Source organism: Ferruginibacter sp. SUN002, from assembly GCF_050611725.1.
In the GTDB taxonomy this organism is placed as follows: Bacteria; Bacteroidota; Bacteroidia; order Chitinophagales; family Chitinophagaceae; genus Ferruginibacter.
Genome location: NZ_JBODJB010000001.1, coordinates 1,693,156 through 1,708,515, shown reverse-complemented (window position 1 = coordinate 1,708,515; position 15,360 = coordinate 1,693,156). Strand labels below are relative to the sequence as shown.

Below are 15,360 nucleotides of genomic sequence, written 5' to 3'. Positions count from 1 at the left end.
AGATTTGATGATGAATAAAGTAACCTATGTTAAGATTCATTCAAAGTAATTGGCACCAAATCATTTTCAAATTTTCAAATCTCCAAATCATCAAATCACTATCATGCCTTCGAATGAATATACGGCTATTAAAAAAGCTTTATTAGATAATGCTACTCCTGAAGGATTGCATGCTTACAAAAAATTTGTTCCGGGCAGTACTCAAAAAGCCTACGGTGTAAGAATGCCAGTATTAAACGAATTGGCCGCACAATACAAAACAGGTGGTTTCGAATTAGTGAAAGAATTGTGGGATAAAGCTGCTTATGAAGAAAAAGTATTGGCCGCAAAGATCCTGGGTAAGATAGCGAAACAAGATCCTGCTAAAACATTACAGTTTATTGAATACTTCGCAGATGCCATTGAGGATTGGGCAGTGTGTGACACTATTGGTATGCAAAGCACAAAGCTGATCGTTAAAACGCACCAGAAAGAAATTTTTGCATTGGCTACAAAATTCAACACTTCAAAAAATTTCTGGAAACGTAGATTGAGCCTGGTTTTGGTTGAATGGTACACAAGAGACAAATCCCTTCATCCACTAATTAAGAAACTCACTAAAGGCGTTGAAAACGATGAGGAGTATTATGTGAAGAAAGCGGTGGCGTGGATTGAAAAGAATTTTGCTAAGGGAAAATAACTTTTTGATTTGGAAATGAGAAAACCATTCGAATTGAAAAGCATTATCCAATCTCCAAATCTTCAAATTTCCATATCTTCAAATCATTCACCCATTTTATTGTTTCATCTTTTTTAAACCAGGTCATTTGTCTTTTTGCATAATGACGGCTATTTTGCTTGATTGCATCAACGGCAACTTCTAAAGAAATTTCTCCCGACAAATATTTAAACAACTCAGTATAACCAACTGTTTGTAAGGCATTGAGGTCTTTGTAAGGCAATAAACTTTTCACTTCGTCCAATAAGCCCTTCTCCATCATCAAATCTACCCTTTTGTTTATTCTGTCATACAACAATTCCCTCGGCATTTCTAAACCGATCTTGATGATATTAAAATCTCTTTGTTGTTTTTTTCTCGTTTGAAATTCAATGATAGATTTCCCCGTAGATAATTTAACTTCCAATGCCCTCATCATTCTTTGAGGATTCAATATTTCGCCTTTCACAAAATACTGATGATCATTTTTTTCGATTTGCTCTTGCAGCCATTCAATACCACCCTTATTATAATTGGTGATGATTGTTTGTCTTACCTCCTCTTTAACAGCTGGAATTTCATCAATACCTTCACAGAAAGACTTAATATACAAACCTGTACCACCAACCATTACGGCAATATCATTAGTAGAAAATATTTCGTTTACTTTATCCAGTGCATATTTTTCAAACGTGCCGGCATTTACAGTTTCCTGAATAGAATGGGATGAAATAAAATAATGATGCACTGCAGTTAGTTCCTCCTCAAAAGGTCTTGCAACACCAATGTTCATTTCTTTAAAACACTGGCGACTATCAGCTGAAATAATTTGTGTAGAAAAATGTTTTGCTACTTCAATAGCAAAGGCCGTTTTACCAACAGCGGTGGGACCAACAATTACAATACAGGTTTTCAAAATTATGCGTTATGGGTTATGAATTATGAGTTATGAGTGCTTTTAATCCTGACAATTCATAACTCATAATTCATAACCCATAATTTTCTTTAAAAGTCTTCGCCTTCCATACCTTCTTCTGCAGCACCTTCCTCTTCAGTTTCGGCAGCATTGCCATCTTCATCTTCTTCACTGAAACCATCCATCATTGATGTCGGATTCAGATCGTATTTCTCTTCTACCTCAGCAAGGCGACTGTCAACCAATCCTTTTGTTCCGTATTGTGAAGGTGCTAATCCCTCTGTACGAATGCAAGAAGGGTAAGTCAGTTTTTTATTTTCTTCTTTATCAACATTAATAAGCTCCACCATAAAAGTCCAGTGCTTATTAAAATCATATACATAAACAAATTTCTGATTCGGGTCTCTGATCTCCGAACCAAGTACTACATCACCCATGATCAAAGGTTCTACCGCATATTGTTTATCATCATACTTCTCCAGACTGATCTCTCTGCCCCTTACCCAATGATCGTTGCTACGATAAAATGTAGCTTTATGTTTATTATCAAACTCAAAACTTTGAAGAATGATTGCATGCAGATCTGCAAAACTCTGTGTATGTTTTATTACAACATCTCTATAGACGCTATCATCGTCTTCCCAATATATTCTGAATTTTAAAATTGCCATGCGGATTTGTTTGGTACTGTAAAAGTAGTAAAATTATTTACGAATTACGATTTACGATGTACGATTTGAGGAACATCACTGAAACAAAGGGAATTATTGATCTAAAGAAAATCGTAAATCGTACATCTTACATCGTAAATCCAAGTTCCTTAGCTTTCTGTATCATAAACGCATACGCTGCATCATAGTCACTCGTTATTTCTCCATCTAAAATAGCATTACGAATTGCATCTTTAATAATACCCACTGTTTTAGAAGGGGGTAAATTAAAAGTTTCCATGATCAGCTCGCCGGTGATAGGTGGCTGCCAGTTGCGTAAATGGTCTTTTTCTTCCACTTCGGCACAACGTTGTTTTACCATTTCAAAATTTTGTAAATAGCGCTGTACTTTTTGTTTGTTCTTGGATGTAATATCTGCCGAACACAGGGTCATCAATGCATCAAAATCTTCTCCGGCATCAAATAACAATCTTCGTATAGCCGAATCTGTTATATTCTCTTTAGTAAGACTGATAGGACGCAAATGCAACTCCACCATCTTACGCACAAATTTCATTTTTTCATTTTGTGGTAATTTGAGTTGAGTAAAGATCTTCGGCACCATCCTGCCCCCCACCACTTCATGCCCATGAAATGTCCAGCCATGACCTTCTTCAAATCTTTTAGTAACAGGTTTGGCTATATCATGTAGAACAGCAGCCCACCTTAACCAAAGATCGTCTGTGTTTTCACTAATGTTATCAACCACTTGTAATGTGTGATAAAAATTATCTTTGTGCCCTTTGCCATCAATGTACTCTGCACCAGCAAGCGCTACCATTTGCGGAAAAATGATCTGCAACAACCCACTCTTGTACAACAGATCAAACCCCACCGAAGGCTTTTTACACATCAATATTTTATTCAGCTCATCTGCAATGCGTTCTCCACTTACAATTTTTATTCGCTTCGCATTTTCTTTAATAGCTGCAAAGGTTTTTTCTTCAATGGTATATTGTAATTGCGAAGCAAAACGAATAGCCCTCATCATTCTCAATGGATCATCGCTGAAAGTTTGTGCCGGTGCTAAAGGTGTTTGAATGATCTTTTTATCAATATCTTCCAATCCATTGAACGGATCTAACAATTCCCCGTAATTCTCTTTATTTAAACTGATTGCTAATGCATTGATCGTAAAATCCCGTCTGTTTTGGTCATCTTCTAACGTACCATTTTCAACAGCAGGTTTACGACTGTTAAAATCATAGCTTTCCTTTCTTGCTCCTACAAATTCAATTTCAATATCATCAACTTTTATTTGTGCTGTGCCAAAGTTTTTGAAAAAATTTACTTGCGGTTGAGGATTAAATTTTTCTGCGGCTTTATGTGCTAATGCAATACCATCCCCGATGCAAACAATATCAATATCCTTCGTTGGTCTGCCGATGATCTTATCTCTCACAAATCCCCCGATGACACAACTAGGCACACCGATCTCTTCAGCAGCATTAGCAATTTTTTTTAAAATAAACAGTTCTTTATCGTCGCAATCAATATACATTGCCGCAAAGATACCCCCTGCCTCCTAAAGGGGGAACTTAGAACGTTAGTTTATTTTTTTATTAGTGAAAGTGCGTAAATAGAGGTTTGATCTAAAAGTTCAATATAGGTAAGCCGTACAAGGGAGTGACACAACTATGCTCAATAGTAGCACAAATGCTTGCCCTCAAAAAAAAGAAAGTGGAACAGCTCTCCTCATCAACAATCTCCAAATCATCAAATTTACAAATCTCCAAATCGTCTTGGCATTAAACTTGCCAATATATACTTTCACACAAAATAATCGGTTGCAGCTGAGCGTTTTGACATTTTGACCATATACACAGAAATTATGAATGATAAGTTTTATTTGCAGGGACCGGAAGATGAAATGGAGTTTATGCCGATCATTCCGTTGAATGAAGATGATAGCGATAATGCAGACGCAACGCCTATTCCCGACGAATTAGCCCTTTTACCTTTACGCAATACAGTCTTGTTTCCCGGTGTGGTAATACCCATCACCGTGGGCAGGGATAAGAGCATAAAAGCCGTAAATGATGCCTATAAGGCTGACAAATTGATAGGTGTTATAGCGCAAAAAGACAGTAGCATTGAAGAACCGACCGTAAGCGATCTGGAAGAAATTGGTACGGTGGCAAAAATTGCCAAATTGATCAAAATGCCCGATGGCGGTACAACGGTGATCATACAAGGTAAAAAACGTTTTAAGATAGATGAGATCACTACAGAAGATCCATATTTTAAAGCAAAGATCACAACACTGAGTGAAGAAGTTTTAAAAGACGATGCAGATTTCAATGCCATGATCGGCAGTATAAAAGATCTTGCAGCACAGATCATTAACATCTCACCTAACCTTCCGAGCGAAGCTGCGATCATTTTAAAGAATATTGAGAACCCTGCTTTTTTGATACATTTTGTTAGCAGCAATTTAAACAGTGACCTGAAAGACAAACAACGTTTGCTGATGATCAACAATATTAAAGCAAGAGCTGAGTTGTTGATGAATTTAATGCAAACAGAATTGCAGTATACTGAATTAAAAAATAAAGTAACGAATAAAACAAGAGCTGAGTTAGATAAACAACAGAGAGAATATTTTCTTCAACAACAAATGAAAGCCATCAAAGAAGAATTGGGTGGCGATAATGTTGCTGAAGTAAAAGAATTACAGAAGAAAGCCGAAACAAAAAAATGGCCGAAAGCTGCTAAGGAAATGTTTACGAAAGGTGCAGAAAAATTAGAACGGATGCATCCGAGCACTCCTGATTATTCTATTGTGTACAATCACCTTGATCTGATGCTGGATCTTCCATGGGAAGATTATACCGCTGATTCATACGATCTCAAAAAAGCAAAGAAAGTATTAGATCATGATCATTACGGCATGCACAAAATAAAGGAACGCATTCTTGAATACCTTGCTGTATTAAAATTGAAAGGCGACATGAAGAGTCCGATACTTTGTTTTGTTGGCCCTCCGGGTATTGGTAAAACAAGTCTGGGTAAAAGTATTGCCAATGCCATTGCAAGAAAATATGTGAGAGTGAGTTTAGGCGGTTTGCATGACGAAAGTGAAATACGTGGGCATCGTAAAACATACATCGGTGCTATGCCGGGAAGGATCATTCAATCTATCCGTAAAATAAAAAGTAGTAATCCGGTAATGATACTGGATGAGATAGATAAAGTGGGCAACACTTTACATGGCGATCCTTCTTCTGCTTTGCTAGAAGTGTTGGATCCGGAACAGAACACCAATTTCTATGACAACTATCTTGAATTGGAATATGACTTGAGTAAAGTTTTATTTATTGCTACGGCAAATTCATTGAGCAGTATTCAACCTGCATTAAGAGATCGTTTGGAAATTATTGACTTGAGCGGTTATGCGGTGGAAGAAAAAATTGAAATTGCAAAACAGCATTTAGTTCCAAAGCAACAGGAAGCTCACGGACTAAAAAATGTAACGGTTAAGATCAGCGATAAAGTGCTGGAAAAAATAATTGAAGATTATACAAGAGAAAGTGGTGTTCGTGATCTCGACAGACAATTGGCAAGCATCATGCGTAATCTTGCAAAAGAATATGCAACAAAAGATAAATTAAAACCAACACTTACAACCAATGATGTTGAACGAATTTTAGGCAAGCCGAGATTCAGCAACGAAATGTATAAAATGGCCAATATGCCCGGTGTGGCTGTTGGTCTTGCATGGACCTATGTTGGAGGCGATATCCTATTCATTGAAACACAATTAAGTGATGGTAAAGGCGACATTCAAATGACCGGTAATCTCGGTAATGTAATGAAGGAAAGTGCCACCACTGCTTATACATGGTTAAAAGCCAATGCAAAAAAATTAGACATTGATGCAGAAATGTTTGCTAAGAAAAGTGTTCACATACACGTACCCGAAGGCGCTACTCCAAAAGATGGCCCGAGTGCAGGTATTACTATGATGACTGCATTGGCAAGTGCATTTACAGGAAGAAAAATAAAACCATACTTAGCCATGACCGGTGAAATCACATTACGTGGTCAAGTTTTACCGGTTGGCGGCATTAAAGAAAAAGTATTGGCTGCAAAAAGAGCAGGCTTGAAAGAGATCATCATGTGTTGGCAAAATGAAAAAGATGTTTTAGAAATAAATCAGCAATACATTAAAGGTGTGAAATTTCATTATGTGAAAACGATGCAGCAGGTTTTGGATATTGCATTGAGCTAAAGCAAAAAAACTTTAAAATCCCTGCATTACTTGCAGGGATTTTAATTTATAGTATATTTAGTTTTATTACATTTGATATATGTCTAAACCAGTCGTATGCATAGGCTCAGCATTAGTAGATGAATTATTTCATGCTACGGAAACCATACTGATGCACACCACTAACAATGTAGCTTCAACAAAAACTGCCGGAGGTGTTAGCAGGAATATAGCCCACAATTTATCCTTGTTAAATATACCCGTACAACTAATTACAGTTTTTGGCAATGACTCCGAAGGAGATTGGTTAAAACAAATTTGTAAAAAAGCGGGAATACAAATCAATGCTGCTTTTACCTCATCTTCGCATAATGCAAAATATACGGCTATCATTAACCCCGATGGTTCAATGTTCACTGCACTATTATCTAATGCAGCATTGTACCATATTACACCGCAATATTTAGAAAGACAAAAATCATTACTAGTTACGGCAGCTTATTTATTGGTAGATGCCAATATTGATGTAGACACTGTGAACTGGCTGGTAAAATTTAGTAACGAATCTGGCATACCATTAATAATAGAACCCGTATCTGTGCCGCCTGCAAAAAGTGTTACAAGAGCAGATCTGAAGGGAGTATATCTAATCACTCCTAATGAAGAAGAATTACCTGCCCTTTGTAGCAACACTGCAACAACAGTTGAAGCACAAATAAAAGAATTATTAGATAGAGGTATTAAAAATGTTTGGTTACACAGAGGGGCTAAAGGATCTACAATATACAATGCAACAGAAACCATTCATTTAGATGCACCTGATACAAACATTGTAGATTGTACGGGAGCCGGCGATGGGTCCCTTGCCGCTTTCATCATGGCACAATATATTGGCAAGAATAATTCAGACAGTTTGAAAATAGCGCATACATTATCTGCAGAAATTTTGCAAGTGAACGGTGCCATTGCATCACACATCAGCCAAAAAACATTATTAGAACTCATACCAAAATATTATAAGCTATGATCAATGCCCTGTTAGAAATTCACCCGGAAGTACAAGCAGCGTTGGAAAACAATCGACCTGTGGTTGCATTGGAATCAACTATAATTTCACATGGTATGCCCTATCCAAAAAATGTTGAAACAGCATTAGCAGTAGAGCAAACTGTAAGAGATAACGGCGCCATCCCTGCAACGATCGCAATTTTTAACGGCAAATGTTATGTAGGGCTAACCAAAGAACAAATTGAATATTTTGGCAAAGCGGAAAATGTTTGGAAGGTTAGTCTGAGAGATATGCCGTATGTTTTAAGTAAAAAATTATATGGCGCAACAACCGTTGCCGCTACCATGCGTATTGCTTCTTTAGCAGGAATAAAAATATTTGTTACCGGTGGTATTGGAGGTGTACACAGAGGTGCTGCAAATAGTATGGACATATCCGCCGATCTTACTGAAATGGGACAAACCTCCGTGGCTGTAATATCTGCCGGTGTGAAATCAATTTTAGATATTGAATTAACACTGGAATATTTGGAAACAAAGGGCATCCCGGTTATTACATTAGGACAGGATGAATTTCCAAGTTTTTATTCTCAAAAAAGCAGCTATACATCACCGTTACGATTAAACTCACCGGAAGAGATCGCTGCCTTGATACAAACAAAATGGCGACTAGGACTAGAAGGTGCCGCCCTCATTGCAAACCCCATCCCTGTTGAGTATGAGGTAGAAAAAAATGAAATGGAAGTATACATCAAAGAAGCTTTAGCAGCAGCAGAGAAAAAAAATATCAAAGGTAAAGAAGTAACCCCTTTCCTATTGCAGTATATAGCCAATCATACCGAAGGAGAAAGCCTTCAAACAAATATTGCACTCATCTTACACAATGCAAAAGTTGGTGCTACAATCGCCGCAGCCTATACTACACATAGGTGATTTTGAACAATTTATCAGATTTTATTTTCTCATTTTTTAACATTGTGTGTATAACTATACTTGTGTTTTATCAATCACAATAGTTTAAATTTGGAAAGAGATGATTCAGTAAGTATCTCCAGAATTATTTTGATAATTTTAAACCCATTGCACTTTGACAGAAACAATTATTAACCTCGAAACAGTTAACCCGATTGAATTCTTCGGAGTTAACAATGGCAAACTTGATATCCTAAAAAAGAAATTTCCCTTATTAAAAATTCTCAGTCGTGGTACACAGGTAAAACTCAGCGGAGCTCCTGAACAGATCACTGATGCAAAAGAAAAGATCGACCTGATCGTTCAATACATTGAACGCAATGGTCACATGAGTGAAAACTATTTTGAACAGGTATTAGGTGGCGATGATCAACAGATCGTTGACAATTTTGTTGACCGCAATCCTAACGATGTATTGGTTTTTGGACCAAACGGAAAAACCGTAAGAGCCAGAACAGCCAATCAAAAGAAAATGGTAAGCGCTGTTGACAAGAACGATATTGTTTTTGCCATAGGCCCTGCAGGTACAGGTAAAACTTACACCGCAGTTGCATTAGCAGTAAGAGCTTTAAAAAACAAAACCGTAAAAAAGATCATCCTTACTCGTCCTGCGGTTGAGGCCGGCGAAAATCTTGGCTTCTTACCGGGTGACCTGAAAGAAAAGATCGATCCATATCTACGTCCCTTGTACGATGCATTGGATGATATGATCCCTGCCGACAAATTAGGTTACTATATGACCACAAGAACAATTGAAATTGCTCCTTTGGCATACATGAGAGGACGTACACTAGACAATGCATTTATCATTTTGGATGAAGCACAAAATACCAATGACGGACAATTAAAAATGTTCCTCACACGTATTGGTGCTAACGCAAAAGCTATTATCACAGGTGATCCTACTCAGATAGATCTTCCTAAAAATATGCGTAGCGGTATTGACAAGGCATTGCGTATTTTGAAGAATGTTGATGGCATTGCTCACATTGAATTAGATGAAGAAGATGTGGTACGTCACAAATTAGTAAAAGCAATTATTAAAGCATACGACAAGGATAAAGATCAGGAAATGAAAAATGATAACCTTCGTTGATAAACCCGAAACCGTTTCCAGGAAAGAGGTAGCTTAAAGCTGCCTCTTCTTTTTTTATATAAGCGGTAAACATTAACTCAATTCAAAAAAATAAATAATATTATATTTGAACTCAAATAAAAACTGAGTATGAAGAAATTTTTGTTTGTATGTGTTGTAATGAGTTCAGGCTTCTGGTTTACCGGTTGCAAGAATAATGATGATCCTAAGACTGTGTTAATTGCATTTTTTAACGCTGTTGGCAATAAGGATATTGAAACTGCAAAAAAACTATCTACCGCCGATACAAAAAAATGGCTGGATAAAATGGCTCAAATATTTGAATTATCTAAGAACAGCGGCGTAGAAGAGCCAAATAGTTTTGATGTAAATGCTTTTGATTTTGGCGATGTTAAAATTGGAGGCGATAGTGCCATCGTTCTTACAAAAGAAAAAAAAACCGGTCGAATCAACAACTTAAAACTTAAAAAAGAAGGTGGAGAATGGAAGGTTGCAATAGATTTTGCCGCAATGGATGAAGAAGCCATTAATACTGAAAGTACAAGAATACTCGATAGCCTGAAAGTGAGTCCTGATAATATGAAATCACTTAATATCGATTCATTTATTGAGGCCCAAAAGAAAGGCATGAAATCAATAGATTCTATGCTGAAAAAGATAGAATCACATTAAATTTACAACTCGTTAAAAAAGCATCCTGCAAAAACAGGGTGCTTTTTTATTTTCAATAATAGAAAGATGTTTAACTTTAAGCTATGATTCAGAAACTATTATTATTCTTTTGTACAGCCTCTTTACTTTTATCCTGCGGAAACAATAAAACTGTGGTGCCCAATACAGATATTGATGTTGCCCGTGCTTTTATTCGTAATGCATTAGATAATAAAATGGAAGAAGCGAATACATTTGTATTACAAAATGAAGCCAATAAAGGCTTCATGGATGTTTTCAAGAATAAATTCGGATCTTTTGCTAAAGATGAACTTGAACAATACAAGAATGCTGATATAATCATAAATGATATCAGTCCTGTGAATGATTCGATCACAATTATTAATTATTCCAACTCTTATAAAAAAGATTTCAAACAAAAAGTAAAAATGGTTCGGGTTAGCGGCCAATGGCTTGTCGATCTTAAATACACTTTTTCTGGCAATCTCTAACTTTTTTTGCATGATAAAAAACTTTCTACTTGTTGGTGTTGGCGGTGCATTAGGATCGATGTTACGTTATCTATTTTCTCTAGTGATAACAAATAAGCAATTACCATGGGCTACATTACTTGTAAATATTATCGGCAGTTTTGTTATTGGAGCAGTGGTGGCAATGAGTTTAAAAAATGAAGTATTTAATAACAACTGGCGGGTATTTTTAGCTACGGGCATTTGTGGAGGATTTACCACTTTTTCGGCTTTTTCTGTAGAAAATCTGCAACTCTTACAAAACGGAAAATATCTTCTAAGTATCGGCTATATTGCAGCAAGTATCATACTTGGTATCTTTGCGGCCTGGTTAGGATACAAACTCATAACTCATAACTCATAACTCATAACTCATAACTCATTTGTATGTACGTACTACACCCCTGGCATGGAGCCGGCACCGGAAAAAAAGCACCAAGCATTGTAAATGGCCTGATAGAAATTCCACAAGGCTCAAGAGCTAAATACGAAATTGATAAAACAACAGGACTTTTAAAATTAGATCGTGTTGTGTATTCTTCTTTCCACTACCCTGTTAATTACGGTTTTATTCCGCAAACATTAGGGCAAGATGGCGATCCGCTTGATATTTTAGTAATGTGCAGCGAAAGTATTCAGCCATTATGCTTGGTAGAGGCTACGGTTATAGGAAATATGCAGATGATTGATAACGGAGAAAAAGATGATAAGATCATTGCCGTTGCAACTAAAGACCCAACTGTAAATCATATTACAGATATTGATGAATTACCCAAACATTTTATTGCAGTTTTGAAAAACTATTTCGAGCAGTACAAAGTATTGGAAAATAAAGTTGTGGAAATAGATGATTTTCAAAACAAGGAAGATGCATATAAAATCATCAACGAAGCAATTGATTTTTACAAAGTAAAATTCCCGGGGAAGTAACTACATGGGTATATAAATAACAGGATTCACCTAATGAAAAAAAGAGCTACCATGGACATACAAACAATTTTGATTGTAATATTAATAGGCATTTTAGCCGGTATGCTTGGAGGATTGGTTGGCGTTGGCGGCGGTCTTATCATTGTTCCGGCACTTGTTTATTTTTTGGGATTTTCTCAACATGCTGCTCAGGGAACCTCTCTTGGATTGATTCTTTTACCGGTGGGCATTTTAGGCGTTTTACAATATTACAAACATGGCGATGTTGATTTTAAAGTAGTAGGTATCCTCGCCGTTGGATTCTTGATCGGCAGTTATTTCGGCAGCAAAATTTCATTAAGTCTTCCGCAGGAAACAGTAAAGAAAATATTTGCAGTGTTCATGATCATTATGGCAATAAAGATGTTGTTTTTAGACAAGCCGAAGGCAGATAAAAATGCCGCTACTACTACAGAAATAAAACAGTAAATTTCATTTATCAAAATGAACGAAAACACTCAGTCATATAACGATATTCAAACTCCGGCCGAAAAAGAAATATGTGATGTACTTGCTGAAGAGATAAATCGACAAATAAAAGAAGCTGAAAATAAGATATGGCATGCTCATCCCGTTTGGTTTTTAGATGGAAACCCTATTGTTGGCTACAGCAAATTAAAAAACTGCATTCGTTTGTTATTTTGGAGCGGACAATCATTTGATGAAGAATTACTACAAAAAGAAGGGAGTTTTAAAGCAGCAGAGATAAGATATACCGATGTAAAACAGATCAATAAAAAAGATCTGAAACGATGGCTCGAAAAATCCAAAGTTATTCAATGGGATTATAAAAACATTGTTAAACGAAAGGGTGTTTTAGAAAGATTGGTTTGATCATCTTGTGGAATAATATACTTCCTGCATCTAACGAATAGCAACAACCGCTTTGAGTCAACATCAATTCGATCATATCAACGATAATCAACTGCTTGAGCATTTTCATGCAGATAAAGACAATCGTTGGCTGGGCATTTTACTCCAACGTTATACCCTCCTGCTGCTTGGTGTTTGCATGAAATATTTAAAAAATGAGGATGAAGCAAAAGATGCTGTTCAACAAGTATTCCTTAAAGCTATAACAGAACTTCAAAAGTATAAGGTTGATTATTTCAAAAGCTGGCTTTATACTGTAGCAAAAAATCATTGCCTTATGAAATTGAGGGACAAGGGTAAATACAGTATTGAATTAAACGAAAAAGTAAACGGAATTGCCGAAGAAACAATGGGTACATCCATTTTTGAAAAGGATAAAGCGTTAAACGCTATGGAAATGGCCTTAGAACAGTTAAATGATGATCAGAAGCAATGTGTAACTTTGTTTTACCTAAAGAAAAAGAGCTATCAGGAAATAACAGAACAAACAGGTTATACCTTGTTACAAGTAAAAAGCCATATTCAGAATGGTAAACGAAATTTAAAAATACTAATGCTGCAGATGCAAAAAAATGAGTGATGAGTTGAAAAACATATTATCTAACAGCAATAAGGATATTGATAACCAGCAGTTGATGGATTATCTAAGTAATCAATTGTCTAAAGAAGCCAGCCATGAAATTGAAAAAAATATGGCGGATGACGATTTTATGAACGATGCCGTGGAAGGGCTACAGCAAATCGAAAACAAACATCAATTGCAAGCATATACGGAGCAATTAAACAAGGAGTTGAAAAAGCATCTTGATAAAAATAAAAACCGAAAAGATAAGCGTAAGTGGAAAGATCAACCTTATACTTACTACGCTGTCATATTAATTATCTTGCTAATAATAATAAGCTACCTGGTAATTAAGCAATTCCTGAAAGGATAATAACAAAAATCCCCCCGAATACTCGAGGGGACCTATTGCAAGAAATCGTTTATATAACGGATTAGTGTTTTGCAGCTTCTTTAGCAGCACCTTCCATTTTACTAGCAGCAGCTTTTGCTGTATCAGCAGCTTTCTTTGTAGTATCTGCAACAGCAGTTTTAGCAGTATCAGCAGCAGCATTAGCGATTTTCGCTAAAGAATCAGCAGCTTTTAAAGAATCAGCAACTTTTAAAGAATCAGCAGCAGCATTTGCATCTGTAGAAGCATTGTTACAAGCTGTCATGAAACCAGCAACAGCTAAAATAGCAAGTAATTTTTTCATTTTAATTTTTTTTGAGTTTTTAAAAATTCGACGCAAATCTACATCATTTTTTAAATTTCACAACTATTTTGATAACTATTTATTAACAAAATCATGTTTTACTCATAAAATGAGTGTAAAAAGTTACTTTTTCCGGAAGAAGATACGAACGGGCACCCCTGTAAACTTGAATTTTGCCCTTAGTTGATTCTCCAGATAATTTTTATACGGATTCTTAATATCATCGGGATAATTACAGAAAAAAGCAAAAGAAGGCACCACCACCGGCAGTTGGGTTACATATTTGATCTTAACCTGATGACCTCTAACTACAGGAGCATGATAGGCTTCCGCAGCTTTTAGCATGATATCGTTTAATTTAGAAGTCGGAATTTTTTGCTGTCTGTTCTCATAAACCTCCAAAGCAACTTCCATGGCTTTCATTATCCTTACTTTTTCTGTAGCAGAAACAAATATAATCGGAAGATCACTGAAGGGTGCAAAACGCTTTTTCAATTCAACTTCATAATCACGGGCTGTATTGGTTTCTTTGTCCATTACATCCCATTTATTTACCAGTACTACAATACCCTTTCCTTTTTTTACGGCCATGGCAAAGATGCTGAGATCCTGTGCAGCAATACCTTTTTGAGCATCTAAGAGCAATAAACACACATCGGCCTCATCAACCGCCTTAATTGCACGAATCACTGAATAGAATTCCAGATCTTCATCAACCTTGGCTTTTCTTCTGATGCCGGCGGTATCGATCAAAATAAACTCTTTATTGAAAAGATTGTAATGAGTATGAATTGTATCTCTTGTTGTGCCAGCAATATTACTAACAATTGTTCTCTCCTGCCCAGTTAACGCATTCAGCAAAGACGATTTACCTACGTTCGGTTGACCGATGATGGCAAATTTCGGCAATTGCTTCTCTACTATTATCTCCGGTTCTTCAATCAATGCTGTAATATCATCTAACAGGTCTCCGGTACCGGTACCACTGATGGATGAAAGAAAATGTATCTTATCAAAACCGAGACTGTAAAATTCAGAAGCTTCCAACAAGCGTTCGTGATTGTCTACTTTATTCACAACCAAAAAGACCGGCTTGTTTGTTCTGCGAAGCATTTGTGCCATAGCATCATCCAGATCTGTTATCCCTGTTGCTGCATCAACCATAAAAATAATTGCATCGGCTTCTTCAATAGCAATTGCCACTTGCTTACGTATCTCTCTTTCAAAAACATCTTCACTTTTAGGGACAAAACCACCTGTATCAATTACATTAAATGATTGACCTGCCCATTCGGCTATACCATATTGTCTGTCTCTGGTTACACCACTTACATCATCTACGATTGCCTTACGTTGCTCCAACATTCTGTTGAAGAAAGTGCTTTTACCTACATTTGGTCTTCCTACTATTGCTACTGTAAAACTCATAATAATTTGAAAATTTGGAGATTTGAGAATTTGATGATGATTC

The 15,360-nt window shown here is 36.4% G+C and carries 18 protein-coding genes; 13 read left to right on the top strand and 5 right to left on the bottom strand.

Translation table 11 applies throughout. The features are described from left to right. Positions 1 to 103 precede the first annotated feature (103 nt). The gene (locus tag ACQ33O_RS07655; protein ID WP_430994981.1) at positions 104 to 679 is read left to right on the top strand and encodes a DNA alkylation repair protein; all 576 of its coding nucleotides are present in this window, start codon (positions 104 to 106) and stop codon (positions 677 to 679) included. A gap of 43 nt (positions 680 to 722) precedes the next feature. Here the strand turns inward: ACQ33O_RS07655 and miaA are convergent, their stop codons facing one another. From miaA to ACQ33O_RS07640, 3 genes are all read right to left on the bottom strand, one after another. Then, complete coding sequence (gene miaA / locus ACQ33O_RS07650) at positions 723 to 1,613, bottom strand: tRNA (adenosine(37)-N6)-dimethylallyltransferase MiaA (protein ID WP_430994980.1); 891 nt, start codon at positions 1,611 to 1,613, stop codon at positions 723 to 725. Between the two features lie 89 nt (positions 1,614 to 1,702). Then, positions 1,703 to 2,284, bottom strand: coding sequence for an IS1096 element passenger TnpR family protein (locus ACQ33O_RS07645; protein ID WP_430994979.1), 582 nt, complete (start codon positions 2,282 to 2,284; stop codon positions 1,703 to 1,705). Positions 2,285 to 2,411: 127 nt separating this feature from the next. After that, positions 2,412 to 3,824: a CCA tRNA nucleotidyltransferase gene (locus ACQ33O_RS07640; RefSeq protein ID WP_430994978.1), complete on the bottom strand. Its 1,413-nt coding sequence runs from the start codon at positions 3,822 to 3,824 to the stop codon at positions 2,412 to 2,414. A gap of 330 nt (positions 3,825 to 4,154) precedes the next feature. On the opposite strand from ACQ33O_RS07640, the gene lon reads away from it, so the two are divergent. The 12 genes from lon (at position 4,155) to ACQ33O_RS07580 (ending at position 13,567) form a co-directional block, all read left to right on the top strand. Next, a complete protein-coding gene (lon, locus tag ACQ33O_RS07635; protein ID WP_430994977.1) occupies positions 4,155 to 6,554 on the top strand; it encodes an endopeptidase La in 2,400 nt (799 codons plus the stop codon). A gap of 79 nt (positions 6,555 to 6,633) precedes the next feature. Next, positions 6,634 to 7,560, top strand: a complete 927-nt coding sequence (locus ACQ33O_RS07630; protein WP_430994976.1) for a PfkB family carbohydrate kinase — start codon at positions 6,634 to 6,636, stop codon at positions 7,558 to 7,560. Continuing rightward, on the top strand, positions 7,557 to 8,474 hold the full coding sequence (locus ACQ33O_RS07625) for a pseudouridine-5'-phosphate glycosidase (RefSeq protein WP_430994975.1): 918 nt from the start codon (positions 7,557 to 7,559) through the stop codon (positions 8,472 to 8,474). The genes ACQ33O_RS07630 and ACQ33O_RS07625 overlap by 4 nt, the downstream gene beginning before the upstream one ends. Before the next feature lie 154 nt (positions 8,475 to 8,628). Beyond that, entirely contained in the window at positions 8,629 to 9,609 is a 981-nt protein-coding gene (locus ACQ33O_RS07620; protein ID WP_430994974.1) for a PhoH family protein, read from the top strand. A 129-nt stretch (positions 9,610 to 9,738) separates the two neighbouring features. Next, positions 9,739 to 10,281, top strand: coding sequence for a hypothetical protein (locus ACQ33O_RS07615; RefSeq protein ID WP_430994973.1), 543 nt, complete (start codon positions 9,739 to 9,741; stop codon positions 10,279 to 10,281). 83 nt (positions 10,282 to 10,364) lie between these two features. Next, positions 10,365 to 10,772, top strand: a complete 408-nt coding sequence (locus ACQ33O_RS07610; RefSeq protein WP_430994972.1) for a hypothetical protein — start codon at positions 10,365 to 10,367, stop codon at positions 10,770 to 10,772. A gap of 10 nt (positions 10,773 to 10,782) precedes the next feature. Continuing rightward, entirely contained in the window at positions 10,783 to 11,154 is a 372-nt protein-coding gene (gene crcB / locus ACQ33O_RS07605) for a fluoride efflux transporter CrcB (RefSeq protein WP_430994971.1), read from the top strand. 23 nt (positions 11,155 to 11,177) lie between these two features. Beyond that, the gene (locus ACQ33O_RS07600) at positions 11,178 to 11,720 is read left to right on the top strand and encodes an inorganic diphosphatase (protein ID WP_430994970.1); all 543 of its coding nucleotides are present in this window, start codon (positions 11,178 to 11,180) and stop codon (positions 11,718 to 11,720) included. Positions 11,721 to 11,753: 33 nt separating this feature from the next. After that, on the top strand, positions 11,754 to 12,188 hold the full coding sequence (locus tag ACQ33O_RS07595; RefSeq protein WP_430994969.1) for a sulfite exporter TauE/SafE family protein: 435 nt from the start codon (positions 11,754 to 11,756) through the stop codon (positions 12,186 to 12,188). A gap of 15 nt (positions 12,189 to 12,203) precedes the next feature. Further along, positions 12,204 to 12,593, top strand: a complete 390-nt coding sequence (locus ACQ33O_RS07590) for a DUF1801 domain-containing protein (RefSeq protein ID WP_430994968.1) — start codon at positions 12,204 to 12,206, stop codon at positions 12,591 to 12,593. Positions 12,594 to 12,645: 52 nt separating this feature from the next. Beyond that, positions 12,646 to 13,212 (top strand): RNA polymerase sigma factor, encoded by a 567-nt coding sequence (locus ACQ33O_RS07585; RefSeq protein ID WP_430994967.1) that lies wholly within the window; start codon positions 12,646 to 12,648, stop codon positions 13,210 to 13,212. Continuing rightward, entirely contained in the window at positions 13,205 to 13,567 is a 363-nt protein-coding gene (locus tag ACQ33O_RS07580) for a hypothetical protein (RefSeq protein ID WP_430994966.1), read from the top strand. Before ACQ33O_RS07585 ends, ACQ33O_RS07580 begins: the two co-directional genes overlap by 8 nt. Before the next feature lie 61 nt (positions 13,568 to 13,628). On the opposite strand, the gene ACQ33O_RS07575 is transcribed toward ACQ33O_RS07580, so the two are convergent. Together ACQ33O_RS07575 and der are read right to left on the bottom strand one after the other, a co-directional pair. Beyond that, positions 13,629 to 13,889 (bottom strand): hypothetical protein, encoded by a 261-nt coding sequence (locus ACQ33O_RS07575; RefSeq protein WP_430994965.1) that lies wholly within the window; start codon positions 13,887 to 13,889, stop codon positions 13,629 to 13,631. Positions 13,890 to 14,012: 123 nt separating this feature from the next. After that, positions 14,013 to 15,317: a ribosome biogenesis GTPase Der gene (gene der / locus ACQ33O_RS07570; RefSeq protein ID WP_430994964.1), complete on the bottom strand. Its 1,305-nt coding sequence runs from the start codon at positions 15,315 to 15,317 to the stop codon at positions 14,013 to 14,015. Positions 15,318 to 15,360: the final 43 nt, after the last annotated feature.